The 19,590-nt window shown below is 58.7% G+C and carries 18 protein-coding genes; 10 read left to right on the top strand and 8 right to left on the bottom strand.

Annotated elements, in window-relative coordinates:
- Window positions 1-9: 9 nt before the first annotated feature.
- The 5 genes from spoT to KUV52_RS04960 all read left to right on the top strand — a co-directional run bounded on the left by spoT (window position 10) and on the right by KUV52_RS04960 (window position 7,846).
- Window positions 10-2,115 carry a bifunctional GTP diphosphokinase/guanosine-3',5'-bis pyrophosphate 3'-pyrophosphohydrolase gene (gene spoT / locus KUV52_RS04980; protein ID WP_222524837.1) on the top strand — a complete coding sequence of 702 codons (2,106 nt, stop codon included), beginning with the start codon at window positions 10-12 and terminating at the stop codon, window positions 2,113-2,115.
- A gap of 67 nt (window positions 2,116-2,182) precedes the next feature.
- Window positions 2,183-2,890 (top strand): tRNA (guanosine(18)-2'-O)-methyltransferase TrmH, encoded by a 708-nt coding sequence (gene trmH, locus KUV52_RS04975; RefSeq protein ID WP_222524836.1) that lies wholly within the window; start codon window positions 2,183-2,185, stop codon window positions 2,888-2,890.
- 217 nt (window positions 2,891-3,107) lie between these two features.
- Window positions 3,108-4,754 carry an AMP-binding protein gene (locus KUV52_RS04970; protein WP_222524835.1) on the top strand — a complete coding sequence of 549 codons (1,647 nt, stop codon included), beginning with the start codon at window positions 3,108-3,110 and terminating at the stop codon, window positions 4,752-4,754.
- 92 nt (window positions 4,755-4,846) lie between these two features.
- Window positions 4,847-6,919, top strand: coding sequence for an ATP-dependent DNA helicase RecG (gene recG / locus KUV52_RS04965; RefSeq protein WP_222524904.1), 2,073 nt, complete (start codon window positions 4,847-4,849; stop codon window positions 6,917-6,919).
- Window positions 6,920-6,988: 69 nt separating this feature from the next.
- A complete protein-coding gene (locus KUV52_RS04960; RefSeq protein ID WP_222524834.1) occupies window positions 6,989-7,846 on the top strand; it encodes a DUF3014 domain-containing protein in 858 nt (285 codons plus the stop codon).
- Between the two features lie 62 nt (window positions 7,847-7,908).
- Here the strand turns inward: KUV52_RS04960 and KUV52_RS04955 are convergent, their stop codons facing one another.
- Window positions 7,909-8,358 carry a YiiD C-terminal domain-containing protein gene (locus tag KUV52_RS04955; protein WP_222524833.1) on the bottom strand — a complete coding sequence of 150 codons (450 nt, stop codon included), beginning with the start codon at window positions 8,356-8,358 and terminating at the stop codon, window positions 7,909-7,911.
- Between the two features lie 123 nt (window positions 8,359-8,481).
- Here KUV52_RS04955 and KUV52_RS04950 point away from each other — a divergent pair, with 123 nt between their 5' ends.
- Entirely contained in the window at window positions 8,482-9,345 is an 864-nt protein-coding gene (locus tag KUV52_RS04950; RefSeq protein ID WP_222524832.1) for a chemotaxis protein, read from the top strand.
- Between the two features lies 1 nt (window position 9,346).
- On the opposite strand, the gene dtd is transcribed toward KUV52_RS04950, so the two are convergent.
- The 3 genes from dtd to KUV52_RS04935 form a co-directional block, all read right to left on the bottom strand.
- Complete coding sequence (gene dtd, locus KUV52_RS04945; protein ID WP_222524831.1) at window positions 9,347-9,784, bottom strand: D-aminoacyl-tRNA deacylase; 438 nt, start codon at window positions 9,782-9,784, stop codon at window positions 9,347-9,349.
- A 75-nt stretch (window positions 9,785-9,859) separates the two neighbouring features.
- Window positions 9,860-10,390 (bottom strand): YbjN domain-containing protein, encoded by a 531-nt coding sequence (locus KUV52_RS04940; RefSeq protein ID WP_222524830.1) that lies wholly within the window; start codon window positions 10,388-10,390, stop codon window positions 9,860-9,862.
- Window positions 10,387-11,256 carry a virulence factor BrkB family protein gene (locus KUV52_RS04935; RefSeq protein WP_222524829.1) on the bottom strand — a complete coding sequence of 290 codons (870 nt, stop codon included), beginning with the start codon at window positions 11,254-11,256 and terminating at the stop codon, window positions 10,387-10,389. Before KUV52_RS04935 ends, KUV52_RS04940 begins: the two co-directional genes overlap by 4 nt.
- A gap of 110 nt (window positions 11,257-11,366) precedes the next feature.
- On the opposite strand from KUV52_RS04935, the gene KUV52_RS04930 reads away from it, so the two are divergent.
- Both KUV52_RS04930 and KUV52_RS04925 read left to right on the top strand, forming a co-directional pair.
- A complete protein-coding gene (locus KUV52_RS04930) occupies window positions 11,367-11,588 on the top strand; it encodes a hypothetical protein (RefSeq protein ID WP_222209040.1) in 222 nt (73 codons plus the stop codon).
- Between the two features lie 10 nt (window positions 11,589-11,598).
- Entirely contained in the window at window positions 11,599-12,231 is a 633-nt protein-coding gene (locus KUV52_RS04925; RefSeq protein WP_222524828.1) for a DUF2959 family protein, read from the top strand.
- Between the two features lie 60 nt (window positions 12,232-12,291).
- Here KUV52_RS04925 and KUV52_RS04920 read toward each other — a convergent pair whose 3' ends face one another.
- From KUV52_RS04920 to typA, 4 genes are all read right to left on the bottom strand, one after another.
- A complete protein-coding gene (locus KUV52_RS04920) occupies window positions 12,292-13,026 on the bottom strand; it encodes a glycosyltransferase family 2 protein (protein ID WP_222524827.1) in 735 nt (244 codons plus the stop codon).
- On the bottom strand, window positions 13,023-14,591 hold the full coding sequence (locus KUV52_RS04915; RefSeq protein WP_222524826.1) for a phosphotransferase: 1,569 nt from the start codon (window positions 14,589-14,591) through the stop codon (window positions 13,023-13,025). Before KUV52_RS04915 ends, KUV52_RS04920 begins: the two co-directional genes overlap by 4 nt.
- Window positions 14,582-14,962 carry an HAD-IIIC family phosphatase gene (locus KUV52_RS04910; protein ID WP_222524825.1) on the bottom strand — a complete coding sequence of 127 codons (381 nt, stop codon included), beginning with the start codon at window positions 14,960-14,962 and terminating at the stop codon, window positions 14,582-14,584. Before KUV52_RS04910 ends, KUV52_RS04915 begins: the two co-directional genes overlap by 10 nt.
- A 207-nt stretch (window positions 14,963-15,169) precedes the next feature.
- Window positions 15,170-16,996: a translational GTPase TypA gene (typA, locus tag KUV52_RS04905; RefSeq protein ID WP_222524824.1), complete on the bottom strand. Its 1,827-nt coding sequence runs from the start codon at window positions 16,994-16,996 to the stop codon at window positions 15,170-15,172.
- A 419-nt stretch (window positions 16,997-17,415) separates the two neighbouring features.
- On the opposite strand from typA, the gene glnA reads away from it, so the two are divergent.
- Both glnA and KUV52_RS04895 read left to right on the top strand, forming a co-directional pair.
- Window positions 17,416-18,825, top strand: a complete 1,410-nt coding sequence (gene glnA / locus KUV52_RS04900) for a glutamate--ammonia ligase (RefSeq protein ID WP_222524823.1) — start codon at window positions 17,416-17,418, stop codon at window positions 18,823-18,825.
- A 146-nt stretch (window positions 18,826-18,971) separates the two neighbouring features.
- Window positions 18,972-19,526 (top strand): DUF4124 domain-containing protein, encoded by a 555-nt coding sequence (locus tag KUV52_RS04895; protein WP_222524822.1) that lies wholly within the window; start codon window positions 18,972-18,974, stop codon window positions 19,524-19,526.
- The last annotated feature ends 64 nt before the right edge of the window (window positions 19,527-19,590 follow it).

Below are 19,590 nucleotides of genomic sequence, written 5' to 3'. Positions count from 1 at the left end.
AGGTCGCCGTTGTACCTGTTTGAAGGCCTAAAGGAACTGGCTGCCAGCTACTTGGAACCCGAGCAGGTAGAACAGCTTACCCAAGCTTATATCACTGCCCGTGACGCTCACGATGGGCAGACTCGATCCAGCGGCGACCCCTACATTACCCACCCGGTTGCGGTTTCCCGCATCCTGGCCGAGATGCGTCTTGATCATGAGACGCTGATGGCCGCTCTCCTCCACGACGTCATCGAAGACACCGAACTGACCCAGGAAGACCTGGCGGAGCTGTTCGGCAGTCAGGTGGCTGAGCTGGTGGAGGGCGTCTCCAAGCTCGACAAGCTCAAATTCCGCGATCGCAAAGAGGCCCAGGCGGAGAACTTCCGCAAGATGGTGATGGCGATGGTGCAGGACATCCGCGTCATCCTGATCAAGCTGGCCGATCGCACCCACAACATGCGCACCCTTGGGTCGCTGCGTCCGGACAAGCGCCGCCGCATCGCCCGGGAAACCCTCGAGATCTTCGCTCCCCTGGCCAACCGTCTTGGTATCCATAACATCAAGAACGAGCTGGAGGATCTTGGCTTCCGCGCCCTCTACCCGATGCGCTATCGGGTGCTGAAAGAGGTGGTTCACGCCGCCCGGGGCAACCGTAAGGAACTGATGCAGAGCATCGAAGCCGAGATAGCCGGACGTCTTGAGGAGAGTGGCATTGAGGGCACCGTTCAGGGGCGTGAGAAGAACCTGTTCTCCATCTACAACAAGATGGTGAACAAGGAGCTTCAGTTCCAGGAGGTGATGGACATCTACGCCTTCCGGATCACCGTGGCCAACATCGACACCTGCTACCGGGTGCTTGGCGCGATGCACACCCTCTATAAGCCGCGTCCAAACCGCTTCAAAGATTACATCGCCATCCCCAAGGCGAACGGTTATCAAAGCCTGCACACCTCACTGTTTGGCCCCCACGGGGTGCCGGTTGAGGTGCAGATCCGTACTGAAGATATGGATCAGATGGCAGACAAGGGCGTGGCAGCCCACTGGCTTTACAAAAACAACGGCGAGCTTGAGGCCACCACCACTCAGGTGCGTGCCCGTAAGTGGATGCAGAGCCTGCTGGAGCTGCAGCAGAGCGCTGGCAACTCCTTCGAATTTATCGAGAGCGTTAAGTCCGATCTCTTCCCAGACGAGATCTACGTGTTCACGCCCACCGGGAAGATTCTGGAACTGCCGTTGGGCGCCACCGCAGTGGACTTTGCCTTTGCGGTACACACTGACATCGGCAACAGCTGTGTCGGCGCCCGGGTTAACCGTCAGGCCTACCCGCTGAGCATGCCCCTCGCATCCGGACAAACCGTCGAGATCATCACCGCACCGGGCGCACGCCCCAATGCGGCCTGGCTGAACTTTGTGGTGACCGCCAAAGCCCGCACCAAAATCCGTCAGGTGCTGAAGAACCTGGAGCAGACCGAATCGATCGCGCTGGGTAAACGGCTTCTGAATCATGCTCTGGGCGAGCTCAACCTGTCCGACATCCCCGAAGCCCAGATTGACCAGATGATCAGCGAGTCCCGCTACAACAGTCTGGATGATGTGCTGGCCGCCATTGGCCTGGGTGACGTAATGAGCCTGGTGGTGGCGCAGCGACTCCGCGGTGACGGGGCGACTCAGCCCACCAACCCAGACGGCAAACTTGCCATCAAGGGCGCCGAGGGGATGCTGGTCTCCTTTGCCAAGTGCTGCCGCCCCATCCCAGGCGACGATGTGGTTGCCCACGTCAGTCCGGGTAAAGGACTGGTGGTGCACATCGACAGCTGCCGTAACATTCGTCGCAATCTGGAGCAGGAGGCAGAGAAATTCCTGCCGGTTGAATGGACCGACGAGCCCGGCGCCGAATACGTAACCGGACTGCGCATTGAGATCGTCAACCACCAGGGCGCTCTGGCCAAACTGACCTCCATCATCGCGGGTGCGGATGCCAACATCCACAACCTCAACACCGATGAGAAGGATGGCCGTATCTATGTGATCAACCTGACCCTCACGGTTCAGGACCGGGTCCACCTGGCCAATGTGCTGCGTAAGATCCGGGTGATGCCCGAAGTCCTCAAAGCGGCCCGCTCCCGCAACTGATCGCCGCCACAACACGCTATCTTATTCGAGGGCCACTGGCCCTCGTTTTCCAACCAAAGGTATCCCCATGAGCCCAGAACGTCTCGCCCGCATCAACGCCATGCTGGACATGCGTCAGCCGGACCTGACCATCTGCATGGAACAGGTGCACAAAACCCATAACCTCTCTGCAATGGTCCGCACCGCCGACGCCATCGGCATCCACGAAGTGCACGCCGTCTGGCCCGGTAACTCCATGCGCCTTCGCGGCGGCACCGCCACCGGCAGCCAGCAGTGGGTGAAGGTGAACACGCACCGTTCGATCCAGGATGCGATCGCCGGGATGCGTGAGCAGGGGATGCAGATCATCGCCACCCACCTCTCCGATAAGGCCGTCGACTTCCGGGAGGTCGATTACACCAAGCCCACGGCCATTCTGATGGGTCAGGAGAAAACCGGCATCACTGCGGAAGCGCTGGCACTGGCGGACCAGGATGTCATTGTCCCGATGGTGGGCATGGTTCAGTCTCTCAATGTGTCGGTCGCAACCGCGCTGCTGCTGTACGAAGCCCAGCGTCAACGTCAGGCTGCCGGCATGTATGGCCAGCGCCGTCTGGCTGAGGCGGAATGCCAGCGTCTGCTGTTTGAGGGTGGCCATCCGATCTTCGCCAAGATCTGTCGCCAGAAGGGCCTGCCCTACCCCCAGATCGATGACGAGGGGCAGATCCAGGCCTCCGAGGATTGGTGGCAAAAGGTGCAGATGAACAAATCCGCCTGGGAACACCTGGACGACTGAAGCACGACAAAACGGCTCCTCGGAGCCGTTTTCTTTTCCGCCCTTTCCCGCCTTTTCGCTACCAAGTTTGTAAATAAACCGTTAGTTTATCCACTGGTTAGACCCGTTTTTGCTACGCCATTTCCATCGTCTGTCGCCATACTTAAGGGCATAAGCTGAGCCGGGACCCGGCCAATAACAACAGACGATAGCAAGCCAATCAGCAAAGGATGCCAGTATGACCTTACAAACCCCTCTTCAGATGTTGGATCACTGGTGCTCGGTTCAGGGCGAAACCGTGTTTCTACGCCAACCCCGCGAGCGCCAACTTCATGACCTGACCTGGGCCCAAACCCGCGAAGCCGCCTACCGACTGGCGGGAGCGCTGCGTCAACTGGGTCTGAAGCGGGGCGATAAGGTCGCCATCCTGTCGAAAAACTGCGCCCAATGGTTTATCACCGACCTGGCGTTGCAGGCCGGGGGCTTCATCAGCATCCCCATCTACCCCACCGCCAATGCCGACACCATCCGCTACGTACTTCAGCACTCCGAAGCCAAAGCGATCTTTATCGGCAAACTGGATAACCCCGAACTGCAGGCCGACGCCATCAGTCAGGATCTGCTGCGCTTCGATATGAGCTACCCCAGCCTGCCGGTGCAGTACCACTGGCATCAACTGCTGGAGATGAGCGACCCGCTGGACGATGCCCGTCCGGAGCTGGACGATGTAATGACCATCATCTACACCTCCGGCAGTACCGGTAACCCCAAGGGTGCGGTCGTCACCTACCGGGCCTACGGCTGGGCCGGAACCGCCGTAGCCAACCACCTGGGCGCCACCGCACAGGACCGGGTGATCTCCTACCTGCCCCTGGCCCACATTACCGAGCGCGTGTACATCGAAGGCACCGCCTTCTACAGCGGCGGCACCGTCTACTTTGTGGAAGCGCTGGATACCTTTGTCGATGACGTCAAAGTGGCCCAGCCCACCTTCTTCCTGTCGGTTCCGCGACTCTGGACCCTGTTCCAGAAGAACATCATCGACAAAGTCGGCGAATCCAAGCTCAACCTGCTGCTGAAGCTGCCCCTGATCGGCAGCCTGGTGGCCCGTAAGATCCGCATCCAGCTGGGTCTGAACTCCGCCAAGGTGCTGGGTTGTGGCTCCGCTCCGGTCTCTCCGGCGCTGCTGCACTGGTATCGCAAGATCGGCATGGACATCACCGAAGCCTGGGGCATGACTGAAAACGGCGCGTACGCCACACTGAACTTCCCCTTCCGTCCCGACAAGATCGGCACCGTCGGCAAACCGGGCAGTGAGTGTGAGGTGAAGATCGGCGACAACAACGAGCTGCTGTTCAAGAGTCCCGGTCTGTTCCGCGAGTACTACAAGAATCCGGAAGCCACGGCTGAATCCTTTACCGAGGATGGCTTCTTCCGCACCGGCGATCAGGCCACCATCGATGATGAGCAGTTTGTCACCATCACCGGTCGGGTGAAGGACAACTTCAAGACCGCCAAAGGCAAATTCGTGGCTCCGGTACCGCTGGAGCGCAAGCTGGCTCAGAACAATCACATCGAACTGGTGTGCGTGATTGGCTCCGGCCTGCCCTATCCGGTGGCTCTGGTGCAGCTCTCCGAAGGCGCCAGCCTGATGCCTCGCGACCAGGTTCGCCAGGCGTTGGCGGACACTGCGGAACTGGTCTCCGGCCAGATGGAGAGCCACGCGACTCTCGGCGGCGTTCTGGTTGTCGATGAGCCCTGGGATGTGGAGAACGAGGTGCTGACCCCCACCCTCAAGATCAAACGTCACGTGCTGGAGCAGCGGTTTGGCGAGCGGGTGGCTCTGCTGAAGGGCAACAAAGTGCTCTGGGAAGTGGAACTCTAAGGGGCTGATCCCACAGGCGCGGGCTGCTATTATCTGATCATATTTACAGTATTTTCGGATCGCCGCCCGTGACCACTTCCACACCGGCTTCGGTGGACAAACTCAATACCCTGCCCATCACCACGCTGAAAGGCGTGGGGGACAAACTGGCGGAGAAACTGCTCCGCCTTGGGGTTCGCAGCGTCGGCGACCTGCTGCTTCACCTTCCTCTTCGTTACGAAGATCGCACCCGGGTCTGGCCCATTGCGGCTCTGAACCCGGGCCAACACGCCACCATCGAAGGCGAAGTGCTTTCAGCCAATGTCAGCTACGGCCGTCGTCGCCGCATGACGGTTAAGCTCGCCGACGGCAGCGGTACCGTCAGCCTCCACTTTTTCAATTTTGCTCTGGCTCAGAAAGAGAGCTTTGTCACCGGTGCGCGGGTGCGCGCCTTTGGTGAAGCCCGGGCGGGGATGCGCAGCATTGAGATGGTGCATCCGGAGTACCATGTGCTGGGCGAGCACACTCACCCCTTACTGGAAGAGACGCTGACCCCGGTCTACCCCACTACCGAAGGGCTCAAGCAAGCCAGCCTGCGTAAGCTGACCGATGAAGCGCTCTCTCTGCTTCACCACCACCCTCTGCCGGAGCTGCTGCCGGAGGGGCTGTACCCACACCAGCTGGCCCTCTCTGACGCCCTGCACTTTATCCACCGGCCACCACCGGATGCCAGCCTGACCCAACTCGAAGCGGGCCAGCATCCGGCCCAGCAACGCCTGGTGCTGGAGGAGCTGCTGGCGCAGAACCTCTCCATGTTGAAGCTGCGTGCGGATTCCGGCGCCCACCGGGCCCTGCCTCTACAGTCGGACCCGGCCCTGGTCGATCGTTTTCTGTCAGCGCTGCCCTTTCGACCCACTGGCGCACAACAGCGGGTGGTGACAGAGATTGGGGCTGACCTTACCCGCTCCGAACCGATGATGCGTCTGGTACAGGGGGATGTGGGTTCCGGTAAGACCCTGGTGGCCGCCCTGGCCGCCCTGCACGCCATTTCGCAAGGCTACCAGGTGGCCCTGATGGCGCCGACGGAGTTATTGGCGGAACAGCACGCCACCGCTTTTGCCCAATGGTTTGAACCGCTGGGCCTTCCGGTCGCCTGGTTGGCGGGCAAGCTCAAGGGGAAAGCAAGGGAAAGCACTCTGAGTCAGATCGCCAGCGGCGAGGCCAGGATGGTGGTGGGTACCCACGCCATCTTCCAGAGCCAGGTCGCATTTCACCATCTGGCACTGGTTATCGTCGATGAACAACATCGATTTGGTGTGCACCAACGCCTGACGTTGCGGGAAAAGGGGCTGAAGGATGGGTGTTACCCCCATCAGCTCATTATGACCGCCACGCCAATCCCCCGAACGCTGGCGATGACCGCCTACGCGGATCTGGACGTTTCGGTGATCGATGAGCTGCCCCCGGGACGCACGCCGGTCACCACAGTGGTGATCCCAGACGGACGTCGGGACGAGGTGATTGAGCGGGTTCGACAAGCTTGTGCTGCAGGCCGTCAGGCTTACTGGGTCTGCACCCTGATTGAAGAATCCGAAGTGCTGCAGTGTCAGGCCGCCGAAGACACCGCCGCTGATCTGGCGGAGCGTCTGCCGGAGCTGAAAGTGGGGCTGGTGCATGGCCGCATGAAGGCGGATGAGAAGCAGCAGGTGATGAACGCCTTTAAGGCCAATGAACTTCATCTGCTGGTCGCGACTACGGTGATTGAGGTGGGGGTGGATGTGCCCAACTCCAGCCTGATGATCATCGAAAACCCGGAGCGTCTCGGTCTGGCCCAGCTACACCAGTTGCGGGGACGGGTGGGCCGGGGCGCGGTCGCCAGCCACTGTGTCCTGCTTTACCACCCGCCACTCTCCAAAACCGCCCAGGCCCGACTGGGTGTGCTCAGAGAGAGCAATGACGGCTTTGTGATCGCTCAAAGGGACCTGGAGATCCGTGGCCCCGGTGAAGTATTGGGTACCCGCCAGACCGGATTGGCTGAACTTAAGATTGCTGACCTGGTACGCGATGCGGAACTGATCCCTCAGGTGCAACGACTGGCTCAGCACCTGATGGACCGCTACCCTTCCCGGGTACCCGCCATTATCGATCGCTGGCTCGGCGGACGAGAAATTTACAGTCAGGCCTGAGGATGTCACTGGACAGCCTGCCGGTTTTGTTCAAAATGGTATCAACAATCAGGGAGATAGGATCTTACGATGTATCAAGATGACGACTCGAAACGCACCGGTGCAAACCAGATGGCCATGGTGCTGGTGATCCTGGTGATCCTGGCCTGTGGTGGTGCCTGGTATCTCTTTATGCGCGACAGCCAGGCCCCAGAGCCGACGGAGCCTGTCCCCGCCCTCCCTGCACCTGAGCCCACGCTGCCTGAACAGCCTCTGCCTGCGGAGCCGGTACCGGAACCTGTGCCGGAGCCCGAGCCGGAGCTGCCGCCGCAGCCGGAACCGACCCCCATGCCGGAACCGGAGCCTCTGCCGCCGCTCAATGACAGTGACGATTTTGCCAAGGAGCAGATCAACGCCATCAGTGACGGTATGCAGTTGGGCGCCTCCCTGGAAGACAACAATCTGATCCGACGCTTTGTGGTCTTTGTCGACAACCTGGCTGGCGGTGAAGTGATGCGCCAGCAGGGACCGTTTACGCCGCTGAGCGAAAACTTCAAAGCGCTGGAGATGAATGGCAAGTTCTACCTGGACCCGGAAGGCTACCGCCGTTTCGACCAGTATGCCGAGTTCCTCTATAACCTGGATGAAACCAAACTGCGCGACCACTTCCTGCTGACCGAACCTTTGCTGGAGAGCGCTTTCCAGGAGCTGGGTTATGGTGCCGGACAGTTCCGTACTGCGGTTGTGGACAGCATTGATGAACTGCTGGCTGCACCGGAATACGACATGCCGCTGGAGCTGCTCAGCCACAGCGTGAATTACCAGTTTGCCGACCCGGCCATTGAGGATCTGAGCGACGCTCAGAAACTGATGATCCGTATGGGGCCGGACAACGCCCGCAAAGTGAAATCCGTGCTTCGCCGATTCAAAGCGGCCCTGAACGAATAAAGATCACCACGCAGAAAAGAACCGGCCAAATGGCCGGTTCTTTTTTTGATTTAACCTGAGTATCAGCGCTCACTCTGGCTGGGCAGCACCACATAGACGCCCTCGAAGCGGGCGGCGGAGCCCAGGGTCACGGTCAGAGGGATTCGGGCGTTTTGTCCCCGTATCAAAGGGTTGAGGTCGAGCCGATCAGCTTCGCATCGACACTCGGGTTCCTCCGCAATCGGCTTGCGGTAGCGGATCTGTCCCTCCGCCAGAACAATCTCACCACTGAGCCCCTGTTCCTGAAGTGCGAGCCAGACCCGACCCCAGCCGGTCAGCGTGGCAAGGCTGTAGATGCTGCCAGCGAACATGGTGCCATGGAGATTGCGATTGGCGTTGAGGTCTGCCCGGGTCATCAGGGTTGTACCATCAAATGACACCGCATGGATCCCCATCTGGGCCGCAATGGGGATGGTTTGGTGCCACAGGCCGTTCAACCTTTCCAACTGCGCTTCCAGAATACTCGAGTTCATGCCGCCTCCTTGTTAATAGCGGGCAGGTTAGCGGATCTGTTCCGCAAAACTGGGCTGACCATTGGACAATCAGTCGTCGCAGGTGGCACGGTAACCGTAATGAGTTCCAAGGACGTTTCGTTTATGAATCAAGGCTCTGTTTCTCGCCAGGAACTGCTGGTGTTTTCGCTGGCCCACAACCAGCGATTTGCCTTCTCCACCCTCAAGGTGCAGGAGATCGTCACACTCAGCCAGTTCAATCGAATTCCTGGCAGCCACCCGGCGGTCGCGGGCACTCTCACCCTGCGGGGAGAGACCCTGGCGGTGGTGGATCTGAACCGAGCCATGGGCCTGAAGGGCGAGCCACCACAAAGTGTGGTGGTGTGCGAGATCCAGGGTGCCCGCTATGGCTTATTGGTGGGCACCATCGAAGCGATTCAAAGCATGGACAGCCAGGCCATCACCACCCTGCCCCGGGGTTTGGGCCAACGCATTTTCAGCAGTGCGGTATTCCGGGATGCGCAGGACCGTCTGGTTCAATTGCTGGACCTGGAGCGCATCGTCGGTGAGTTACAAAACAGCGAGGTGGAGACGCCCGAACTGGATGAGGCCAGCCTGAGTCGCATCCGGGCGCAGAAGATTCTGATCTGCGACGACTCCCGTTTCGCCCGCAAACAGATGGCTCGCGCCCTGGAATCTCATCAGATCGATTATCTGAGCGCCCCAAACGGCAAAGCCGCGCTGGAGATTCTGAAGCGGGAAGCGGATGCCGGAGCGCCGGTGCAGATCCTGGTGTCCGACATTGAGATGCCGGAGTTGGATGGTTATCAGCTGGCACTGTCGGTGAATGCGGATAATCATCTGCGTCCCGCTTACGTGATCCTGCACAGCTCCCTGAATCCGAAGATCTGTGAACGCATCACTCAGGCCGCAGGCGCCAATGAGGGGCTGACCAAGTTCGACCCCCACGCTCTGCTGGCCGCCATTGGCCGCGGCGCAGCAGCCTGATTCAGGCCGTCAGAGAGAAGGTGACCGGGCCGTCGTTGGTGAGGGACACCTTCATATCCGCGCCAAAGGCACCGGTTTCAACGGGCATGCCCTGTTCCCGACAGTAGGCGACAAACGCCTCGTACAGCCGCTCCGCCTCGCTGGGATGAGCGGCACTTGAGAAGCTGGGCCGCAGCCCCTTTTCCGTATCCGCCGCCAGGGTAAACTGGCTGACCACCAGCAGACTGCCACCAGCCTGCCGGACATTCAGGTTCATTTTGCCCTCGTCGTCGGCAAAGATACGGTACTTCATTACCTTATCCGCCAGCTTGCGCAGGCGCGCCTCATCGTCCTCCCGCTCGACACCCAGCAGCACCAACAGACCGCCGTCAATGGCACCGACGGTTTCCCCAGCCACATCAACCCGGGCTTCACTGACACGTTGGATTAGGGCGATCATTGCGAAAGCACTCCTTCATTTCCCATAAAAAAACCGGGCCATCATCGCTGGCCCGGTTTCAAACTGCAAGATGCATCAGGCGCCGAAACGCACCTCTTTGGCCACCGGCGTGGCTTGCGGGAAGGCCTCACGCAGCATTCTCAAACCTGCATCGGTCCAATCCATAAAGCGAGTCAGCTCTTCAATGGTGATGGTGTCCACAAAGGTGGCGGCACCGCGTACCTCGACACCACGACCCTCTTCGATCACCACAAATTTGGCGAAGTCCATCCGTTGATTCAACTGGCCGATCAACAGCAGCAGCTCCGGCGTCTGTGCCAGGTCCGGGTGCAGTACGTAATACTTGGCGATAACGATGCGATCGAGGCCATCCTCGGTCAGCTTAGGCTGCATCATAAAGTGGCTGTTGTCGTACTCCACCATCAGGCTCTGACCACTTACCCGCTGCACCTTGTACTGCTGTTTGGTGAGGGCGGTCACCAGTGCTTCGGTGGCCTGCTCATTGGTTTTTCCCGCCAGGTCCAGCACATTGCCGGACTGCCCCATGGAGGCACAGCCTCCCAGCAAAGCGGTAGAGAGCAGTAACGCTGCCATTGTTGGTTTCATGGTGACTCCTTGTCATTCAGATGGAAGTGTTCCGGTAATGCCGCAGTGATCTCGGCTCCCAGCAGGACAATGATCCAGGAGAGATACACCCACAGGAACAGAATGGGAATGGTAGCCAATGCCCCGTAAATTGCCTCATAAGAGGGGAATTGGGTGACGTACCAGGCAAAACCCCGTTTGCCCGCCTCAAACAGCATCGCCGCCACAAAAGCGCCGAGCACAGCATGGTGCAGGCGCACCCGGGTGTTCGGTACCAGCATGTAAAGCAGGGTGAAGGCACTGACCGACAGCAGGAAGGGTAATCTGGCAATAAAGAAAGCGTAAGCCCCACTCAACCCGGTGTCAGAGAACAGTTTCATCGACACGAGATAAGAGGTGACGGCGATACTGGCCCCCATCAGCATCGGCCCCATGGTCAGGATCATCCAGTACATAGAGAAGGAGTAGATCGCCCGGCGCCGGGTTTTGACACGCCAGATCCGGTTGAGCGCTTTATCGATATTGCTGATCAGCATCAACGCCACAACCGCCAGAAAAAGTACGCCGACAGCGGTCATTTTGGAGGCGTTGTCGACAAACTGACTAAGATAGAGCTGAACCGTTTCCCCGGCGGTAGGCACAAAGTTGTTGTAGACGAAGGACTCCAGGTCCGCCCTGACTCCAGCAAAACCGGGAAACGCCGAAAACACCGACAGCACCACCGCCAGCATCGGAACCAGTGACAACAACGAGACGTAAGCCAGGTGCCCAGCGGTGATCTGCAGGCCGTTTTCACCCACCCGGCGCCAGAGATAGGGAAAGAAACTCAGCAGGTCTCGCCAGCTCACTTCTGAGAGGCGGCTCAACCAAACCTGTAAACGGTTCATCCACACTTCCATTTCAAGAGGTATGGCGGCAGCATACAACATTGGACCAACATTTACTTATTGTTGTACTTCGCGTTATTCGCTCTGGCGAGGCGCTTTGAGGAGGGAGTATGTCCCAACAAGGTTCGGCCGGTAATGTCCTGGCCGCCATCTGCAGTTTCTTTATCGCCGGGCTGGGCCAGCTGGTTCAGGGCCGTATCCTGGCGGCGTTTCTGTTCTTTATCTTTGTCACCGGCTTCTACGCACTGGGTGCGCTGCTTTACGTCCCCTTTATCATCGCCATCCCGCTGCACATCTGGTGCATCGTCGACGCCGCTCGATTCCGCGGTTAAGGAGCCTTACGTGAGACTGATACCTTTGTTGCTGGTTCTGGCCCTTACCGGTTGCCAAAGTGCCTATTACGCCGCAGCGGAAAAGGTGGGTTACCACAAACGCGAGATCCTGGTGGATCGGGTAGAGGACGCGCAGGAGAGTCAGCAGGAGGCGCAGGAACAGTTCAGCTCGGCGCTGGAGCAGATGAAGACCCTGATCGACTTTGAAGGCGGGGATCTGGAGGCGGCCTACGACAAGGTGAAGGGGGAGTACGACGCCTCTGCCGATGCGGCCGCCGATGTCAGCAGTCGTATCGATGCGGTGGCCGATGTGGCCGAAGCGATGTTTGACGAGTGGGAGGAGGAGCTGGGTCAGTACCAGTCCGCCAACCTGCGCCGGGACAGCGAAACCCAGTTGCGGGATACCCGCCGCCGCTATGACGCCATGCTGCGCGCCATGCGCCAGGCCGAGGACAAGATGGAGCCGGTACTGAAGCGCCTCAAGGACAATGAACTCTATCTGAAGCACAACCTCAATGCCCGCGCCATTGGTGCCGTGGGCCGGGAGTTTGGGGTACTGGAGCAGGAGGTGGAGAGGGTCATCGCCGAGATGAACCGGGCCATCGCGGAGTCCGACAAATTTATCCAGACCCTCAATCCCTGAGGACTGAAGGCAAAGCGGGACCAAACGGTCCCGCTTTTTCCTGCCACACTCCCCCCCGCGTCAGGGATAGGGATCCTGCCCCTCCAGGAATACCCGATACTCCTCGGGGACACCGCAGAAGATCACCTCATCCGGTTTAATCAGGTGGTAGTGGATCGCTTTTCCATCAGCGATTAACCGGTTGTACAGCGGCGCAATATAGAGTTCGCTTTTCTGCCACTGCTCCGGCGGCAACGCCGCCTCTTCATTAAAGGCCCGGAGAAAATCCCCGGCTCTGCGAAAGTGGTACAGACCGGTACTGCAGAGATCGGAGATGGGCTGCTTCTCGGCGGTCTCAACCACCCGGGTGCTATCTGGCGCAGCGGGTCTGGCGTAGGACCAGTTGCTGCCCCCACCCCTGAACACCTCCAGATACCCATCCTCAATGGCCTCCGGTTCCGGCAGCACAAAGCCCGGGCGGAAGGTGTCGATATTGAACACGGTGATGGGGGTTTCCTCAGCCACCCCTTCCAGCCCCAGCACCACGGTTTCCGCCTGACCCCGGGTCTCCCGGTTCAGCACCACCAGATCGAAGTGGCGGATCCCCAGCGCCTGGCAACGCGCCTCTACGAAGGCGGGCGTGTTGTAATCGACCCGCACAATAAAGCGGAAAGGCAGGGTGTCGAAGTAGCGCTGAAAACTCAGCACCGCATGATCAAACAGCGGCCGACCGTGGGCTTTCAGCATGTACTTGGGCAAGCTGTAGCCAGCCTTGAAGAAGCGGGAACTGAGCCCGGCCATCGGGATCACTATCATGCCGGTGCTCCGTTAAGTTGGTCATACAGACGGTACGCGTTGCCGATAAAGCCCAGTTGCCGGTCGGGCCGGTCACTGTGCAGCGGCAACATGGAGAGAAACAGTTGGATCTGCATGGCGGACAGTTGACGGCGATTGAGGCCATAGCGGCTGGCCATCAGCTCACAGAACGCCTCGATCACCTTTTCCCGTTCGGGGTCCCGGGCCACGGCAAAGGTTAATGACTGCCCCTCCAAGCTGGCCTGGAAGTAGCCCGCGACAATCAGGTCGTAGAGCCCGATGATGGAGTGGGACAACTTGGCGATGTCGTAGAGACTGTTGCCATGGATCGACACCTGCCCCTCGCCATCGAGACCCCGGGGATCGATCACCTTGATATTGCCGGTGCGGAAGTCGTAGAGGATATTGCTGAAACAGAAATCGCCATGCAGCAGATTCTGACGGCCATCGTCCTCCGGCAGTGCCGCAGCGCTCAGTTGCGCCAACGCCCGGATACTGGGGCGGGCCTGGCCGTTGATCCACATCGGCTCATCCAGGCTGCAGGGAGCGTCAAACGCCGCCAATCGCTGTTCGGTTTTCCGGGTAAACAGAGTGTGCAGAGTGAGTCGATTCTCGACCTGATGGCTGCGGGCACAGTCCAGAAAGCGACAGCAGGCCCGCAAAATCTTGTTCCAGGCAAAGGCGGGAAGGCGGCTGAAGACGTAAAGCTCATTCAGCGCCGTCAGATAGAGATATTCGATACGGTATTGAAACCCCTCCTGCTGAGCCTCAGAGGCCAGCAGTGCCGGAGTATAGAGCTTCATGGCCCCAGGCAGGCTCTGGTACCAGTTGGCCTCAGCAGCGAGCTTGTGCGCTTTATGGCTGGCTTTCGTCACCACCTGCCCCTGGATCACCATCTCGTTAAAGGCCCTTTGAGTGGTCATCCGGGATTTGGACTGGTAGTAGGTGTGGCTGTGGCCAAAATCGTACCAATCCACATTCTCGATGGGCGTCAGCCCAACTGCGCGATGATAGCCATTCAGCCCCTCAATAAAGTCCCCACCGGCTGCCGTGATCTCCCGCACCAGAGTCCGGGGTTTGGAGAAGCTGAAGAAGCCATTCACGATCAGATCGCTGCCGGGCGGTTTGGTCACGTCGTAGCGCTTCATCAAACCGGTTTGCCCGTCATACTCCGCCCAGTCGTAATTCTCCTCTACCCGGCTGATCCCCACCTGATCCAGCCCCGTCGGCAGAGTGTCCAACAGGGTATCGCCGTGCAGTAGCCGCACCGGCTCGGAGGACTCCAGCTCCAGCAGATTCAGGGCATAGACCACCGCTTTTCCCAACGAAAGAGACTCCGGCAGATAGAGCAGTTCGACGCCACGACGGCGCAGCGCTTCCAGGTCAAATGAGCCGGGACGGAAGCGTTCGGGCAGGGTCATGACCACTGGCTCATCGGCGGGAATGCGGGCCAGCTGATGATGAAACAGGCGACGGTTGCCTACCGGAAGGAAGGCGGGAGGAATGGCACCGAACTCCGACTGCAGTTCGCTGATGACATAGGCGCCGGAGGTGATCAGATACATGCCTTATCGCTCTCGATTAGGGCCAGGATCTCCTGGTAGCTGAGGCGGGAAAACTCCCCTGGGCGCACCGCCCGATCATCAATATAGAACCCGTCATGGCCGCACCAGGGCTTGCCCACCAGGAGCTCATCGTAGGGCACCTGGTGCTTGTCCAGCCAGGCAATGATCACCGGTAGGGTATGCGCGTTGATCTTGCCAACATTGCCCTCAAACGTGCGCATGTTGCGGGCGGTTGAGATGACGATTTCAAACCCTTCGGCCCGGTAGTGCTGCAACATGGCAACCACCTCTTCTCGAGGTGATACGTTGGCGTAATCCCGGGTGTCCGCCTGAGTCAGGGTGCCATCCAGATCGACAATAAGTCGCTTCACTTGCCTCCCCCAAATGCTGTGAGTGAACCAACAGGGTAAGCGAAGACCTTAGCATGAAACCGAAAAAGAACATGTTGATCTCCTTACCAAAGCCCCAGATTACGCACGTTGGTTCAGCCCCCCTACAGTGAAAACCACCATCGGTGGGGGATACAGCCGCAACAAAAAAGGCACCCCGAAGGGTGCCTTTCTTTAAGCCGTCAGCCGTTAGGCTTTCTTGCTCTCGCGGGAAGCGCGCTTACGATCGGATTCGGTCAGCATCTTCTTACGGATACGGATGCTCTCCGGAGTCACCTCTACCAGCTCATCGTCATCGATGAACTCCAGAGCACGCTCCAGGGTCAGCTGAATCGGCGGAGTCAGAGTCTGAGCTTCGTCGGTACCGGCGGCACGGACGTTGGTCAGTTGCTTGCCTTTCAGGGCGTTCACAGTCAGGTCGTTATCGCGGCTGTGAATACCGATAACCATGCCTTCGTACACTTCAGTACCGTGACCCACCATCAGACGACCACGCTCCTGCAGGTTGAACAGGGCGTTGGTCAGCGCTTTACCGGTGGCGTTAGCAATCAGTACACCGTTGATGCGCTGACCGATGTTGCCGCCTTTGTGCGGACCGTACTCGTAGAACGTGTGGTACAGCAGACCAGTACCGGAAGTCAGAGTCATAAACTCGGTCTGGAAGCCGATCAGGCCGCGGGACGGCATGATGAAGTCCATACGGATACGACCTTTGCCGTCCGGTGCCATGTCGGTCAGCTCAGCCTTACGCAGGCCCAGCTTCTCCATGATGGAACCCTGGTGGGCTTCCTCAACGTCAACGGTTACGGTCTCGTAGGGCTCCTGCAGCTCACCGTCGATGGTGCGCATGATCACTTCCGGACGGGATACCGCCAGCTCGAAGCCTTCACGACGCATGTTTTCGATCAGTACGCCCAGGTGCAGTTCACCACGGCCAGACACTTTGAACTTGTCCGGATCATCGGTTTCTTCAACGCGCAGTGCCACGTTGTGCACCAGCTCTTTCTGCAGACGCTCCAGGATGTTACGGGAGGTCACGTACTTGCCTTCCAGACCGGCGAACGGAGAGGTGTTCACCTGGAAGGTCATGGTTACGGTCGGCTCGTCAACGGACAGGGCCGGCAGCGCTTCCACTTCGGACGGGCAGCAAACGGTGTCGGAGATCTTCAGCTCACCCAGACCAGAGATGGCGATGATGTCGCCAGCCTGAGCTTCGCCCACTTCGTGACGCTCCAGACCCATGTAGCCCAGAACCTGGCCCACTTTACCGTTACGGGTGATGCCGTTGGCGCCGTGAACGGTCACCTGCTGGCCCACTTTAACGCGGCCACGGGACACACGACCTACACCGATAACGCCCACGTAGCTGTTGTAGTCCAGCTGGGAGATCTGCATCTGGAACGGACCTTCCGGATCCGCAGCAGGAGCAGACACTTCGTCAACGATGGTCTGGAACAGGGCGGTCATGTCTTCAGCGGACTCGCCTTCTTCGTTGGAGGCCCAGCCGTTCAGAGCGGAGGCGTACACCACTTTGAAGTCCAGCTGTTCGTCAGTGGCACCGAGGTTGTCGAACAGGTCGAACACCTGATCCATTACCCAGTCAGGACGCGCACCAGGCTTGTCGATCTTGTTGATTACGACGATCGGCTTCAGACCCTGAGCAAACGCTTTCTGGGTTACGAAGCGAGTCTGCGGCATCGGACCTTCCTGAGCGTCCACCAGCAGCAGTACGGAGTCCACCATGGACAGTACGCGCTCTACTTCACCACCGAAGTCAGCGTGTCCAGGGGTGTCCACGATGTTGATGCGGTATTCGTTCCACTTAATGGCGGTGTTCTTCGCCAGAATGGTAATGCCGCGCTCTTTCTCCAGGTCGTTGGAGTCCATGACGCGCTCGTCCAGGGCCACACGGGCATCCAGGGTGCCGGACTGGGACAGCAGTTTGTCAACCAGGGTGGTTTTCCCGTGGTCAACGTGGGCGATGATCGCCACGTTACGCAAGTTTTCGATACTCATCGATCTCTCCAGGCAAAGGGGTACAAACGAAAAGACCCGATCTATAGATAGACCGGGCGAACCCCTCCGCGGGGTAAATTCTGGGCGGCAAGTTTAAAGGATAGCGATTAAAACTGCGACAAATACCTAAGAAATCCTTGTAACGGGAGTAAGCACCTTGGTGCTAGACTGGCAAAACGCTCAAGGATTGTGCAGAACAGAGTGATTTCCATGGCCTTTCCGGAAACGGCCCCGCCCCACCATCGACCATGCCCCATTATAGGGCGGCATGCGCACCACTTTGGTGCAGAATCACCAGCCTCGCTCAACGCACACCAAATCAATCTCTTATATTTCAACACCTTGCACTTTTGGCATGGTGTTCGCAATGCTTTGGTCAGCTTGGTCAGAGCACCATTTTAGTCACTGGAGGTTTAGGGATGTCCATCGAAAACGTATTGAAACTGATTGAAGAAAACGACGTTAAGTTTGTTGATCTGCGCTTCACCGACACCAAAGGTAAAGAGCAGCACGTGTCCATTCCGGTCAGCCAAATCGACGCCGACTTCTTTGAAGAGGGCAAGATGTTCGATGGTTCCTCTATCCAGGGTTGGAAAGGGATCAACGAGTCCGACATGATCCTGATGCCGGATGCCAGCACTTCCGTACTGTGCCCCTTCACCGACGAAGTGACTCTGAACGTACGTTGCGACATCATCGAGCCGGCCACCATGGAAGGCTACGATCGCGACCCCCGCTCCATCGCGAAGCGCGCCAAAGCTTACATGCAGTCCACCGGCATCGCCGATGACTGTTTCTTCGGTCCTGAGCCGGAGTTCTTCCTGTTCGACGACGTGAAGTACAAGACCGACATGTCCGGCTCCATGTACAAGATCGACGCGGAAGAGGCCTCCTGGAACTCTGACAAAGACTACGAAGGCGGCAACAAGGGCCACCGTCCTGGCGTAAAAGGCGGCTACTTCCCGGTATCCCCGGTCGATTCCGCTCAGGACATCCGTTCTGCCATGTGTCTGGTTCTGGAAGAGATGGGTCAGGTTGTTGAAGCCCACCACCACGAAGTGGCCACTGCCGGTCAGAACGAAATCGCCACCCGCTTCAACAGCATCGTTGAGAAGGCGGACGAACTGCAGGTTCTGAAGTACGTCATCCACAACGTGGCTCACGTATATGGCAAATCCGCCACCTTTATGCCCAAGCCGCTGGTCGGCGACAACGGTTCCGGTATGCACTGCCACCAGTCTCTGAGCAAAGACGGCGTTAACCTGTTTGCCGGCGACAAGTACGGCGGCCTGTCTGAAACCGCGCTGTACTACATCGGCGGTATCATCAAGCACGCCCGTGCCATCAACGCCTTCGCCAACGCCTCCACCAACTCCTACAAGCGTCTGGTACCTGGCTTCGAAGCTCCGGTTATGCTGGCCTACTCTGCCCGTAACCGCTCCGCCTCCATCCGCATCCCGGTAGTACCGAGCCCGAAAGGTCGTCGCATCGAAGTTCGCTTCCCGGATCCGACTGCCAACCCCTACCTGGCGTTTTCCGCCATGCTGATGGCTGGCCTGGACGGCATCATCAACAAGATCCACCCGGGCGATGCCATGGATAAGGATCTGTACGACCTGCCGGCAGAAGAAGCGGCTGAGATCCCGACCGTGGCTTCCAGCCTGGATCAGGCACTGGATTGTCTGGACGCTGACCGCGCCTTCCTGACCGCTGGTGGTGTGTTCTCCGATGACTTCATCGACTCCTACATCAACCTGAAGCGCAGCGAGGTGGAGCGTCTGAACATGACCACTCACCCGGTTGAGTTCGAAATGTATTACAGCGTTTAACAACGCGCCGGTTCACTGGAAGTGAAGCACGCTCTGTACCCCTAATAAAAACAAGAACTAAGAGCACCAAAAGCCCATCCGAAAGGATGGGCTTTTTCCGTTCATGTCACTAAACTGTTCAAGAAACCATCGACAAGGAGCGAGACATGGGACCCCGACTGATCCTGCTGGCAGCAGCCATCCTGTTGGCGCCTCAGGGCATGGCCAAGATCTACAAATGGACCGACAGCCAAGGTCAGGTGCACTACTCCGATAAACCCCGTGATGGCGCTGAAGTGGTCGAGGTGGATACCAGCAAGGCCTCAACCATTATTCTGGCCAAACCCTCCGGAACCACGCCGCCCCCTCAGGTGGTGGAACAACCCTCGTACCGCATCAGGCTGACGGAACCGGCACAGGGCGCCACGGTGCGTGACAATAACGGTCAGTTGAACCTCAATATTGCCCTGGAGCCGGATCTCAAGGCGGATCACCGCATTGAACTGCTGCTGGATGGCAAGGTGATCCGTACTGTTGGCAGTGGCGGCTCCTTCGCACTGGATAACCTGGATCGGGGCGAACATCTGCTTCAGGCCCGCGTGATCGACGAAAACGGCAAAGTCCTTGCATCAAGTGGGAAAAGGACGGTTTATCTGCACCGCCATTCTCAGCTGCTCTCCCCGAAGCCGCGCCCAGAGCCGCGAACTCAGGGAGGTTCCTGACGGAAACCGCTTTGCACCATTTTGGTGCAATGCTATGGTGGTGCACAATGCCAGGGCAAAGAGG

The organism is Ferrimonas balearica, assembly GCF_019802055.1.
In the GTDB taxonomy this organism is placed as follows: domain Bacteria; phylum Pseudomonadota; class Gammaproteobacteria; order Enterobacterales; family Shewanellaceae; genus Ferrimonas; species Ferrimonas balearica_A.
Note: the sequence above shows the minus strand (reverse complement) of the source record. Positions and strands in the feature narration are given on the sequence as shown.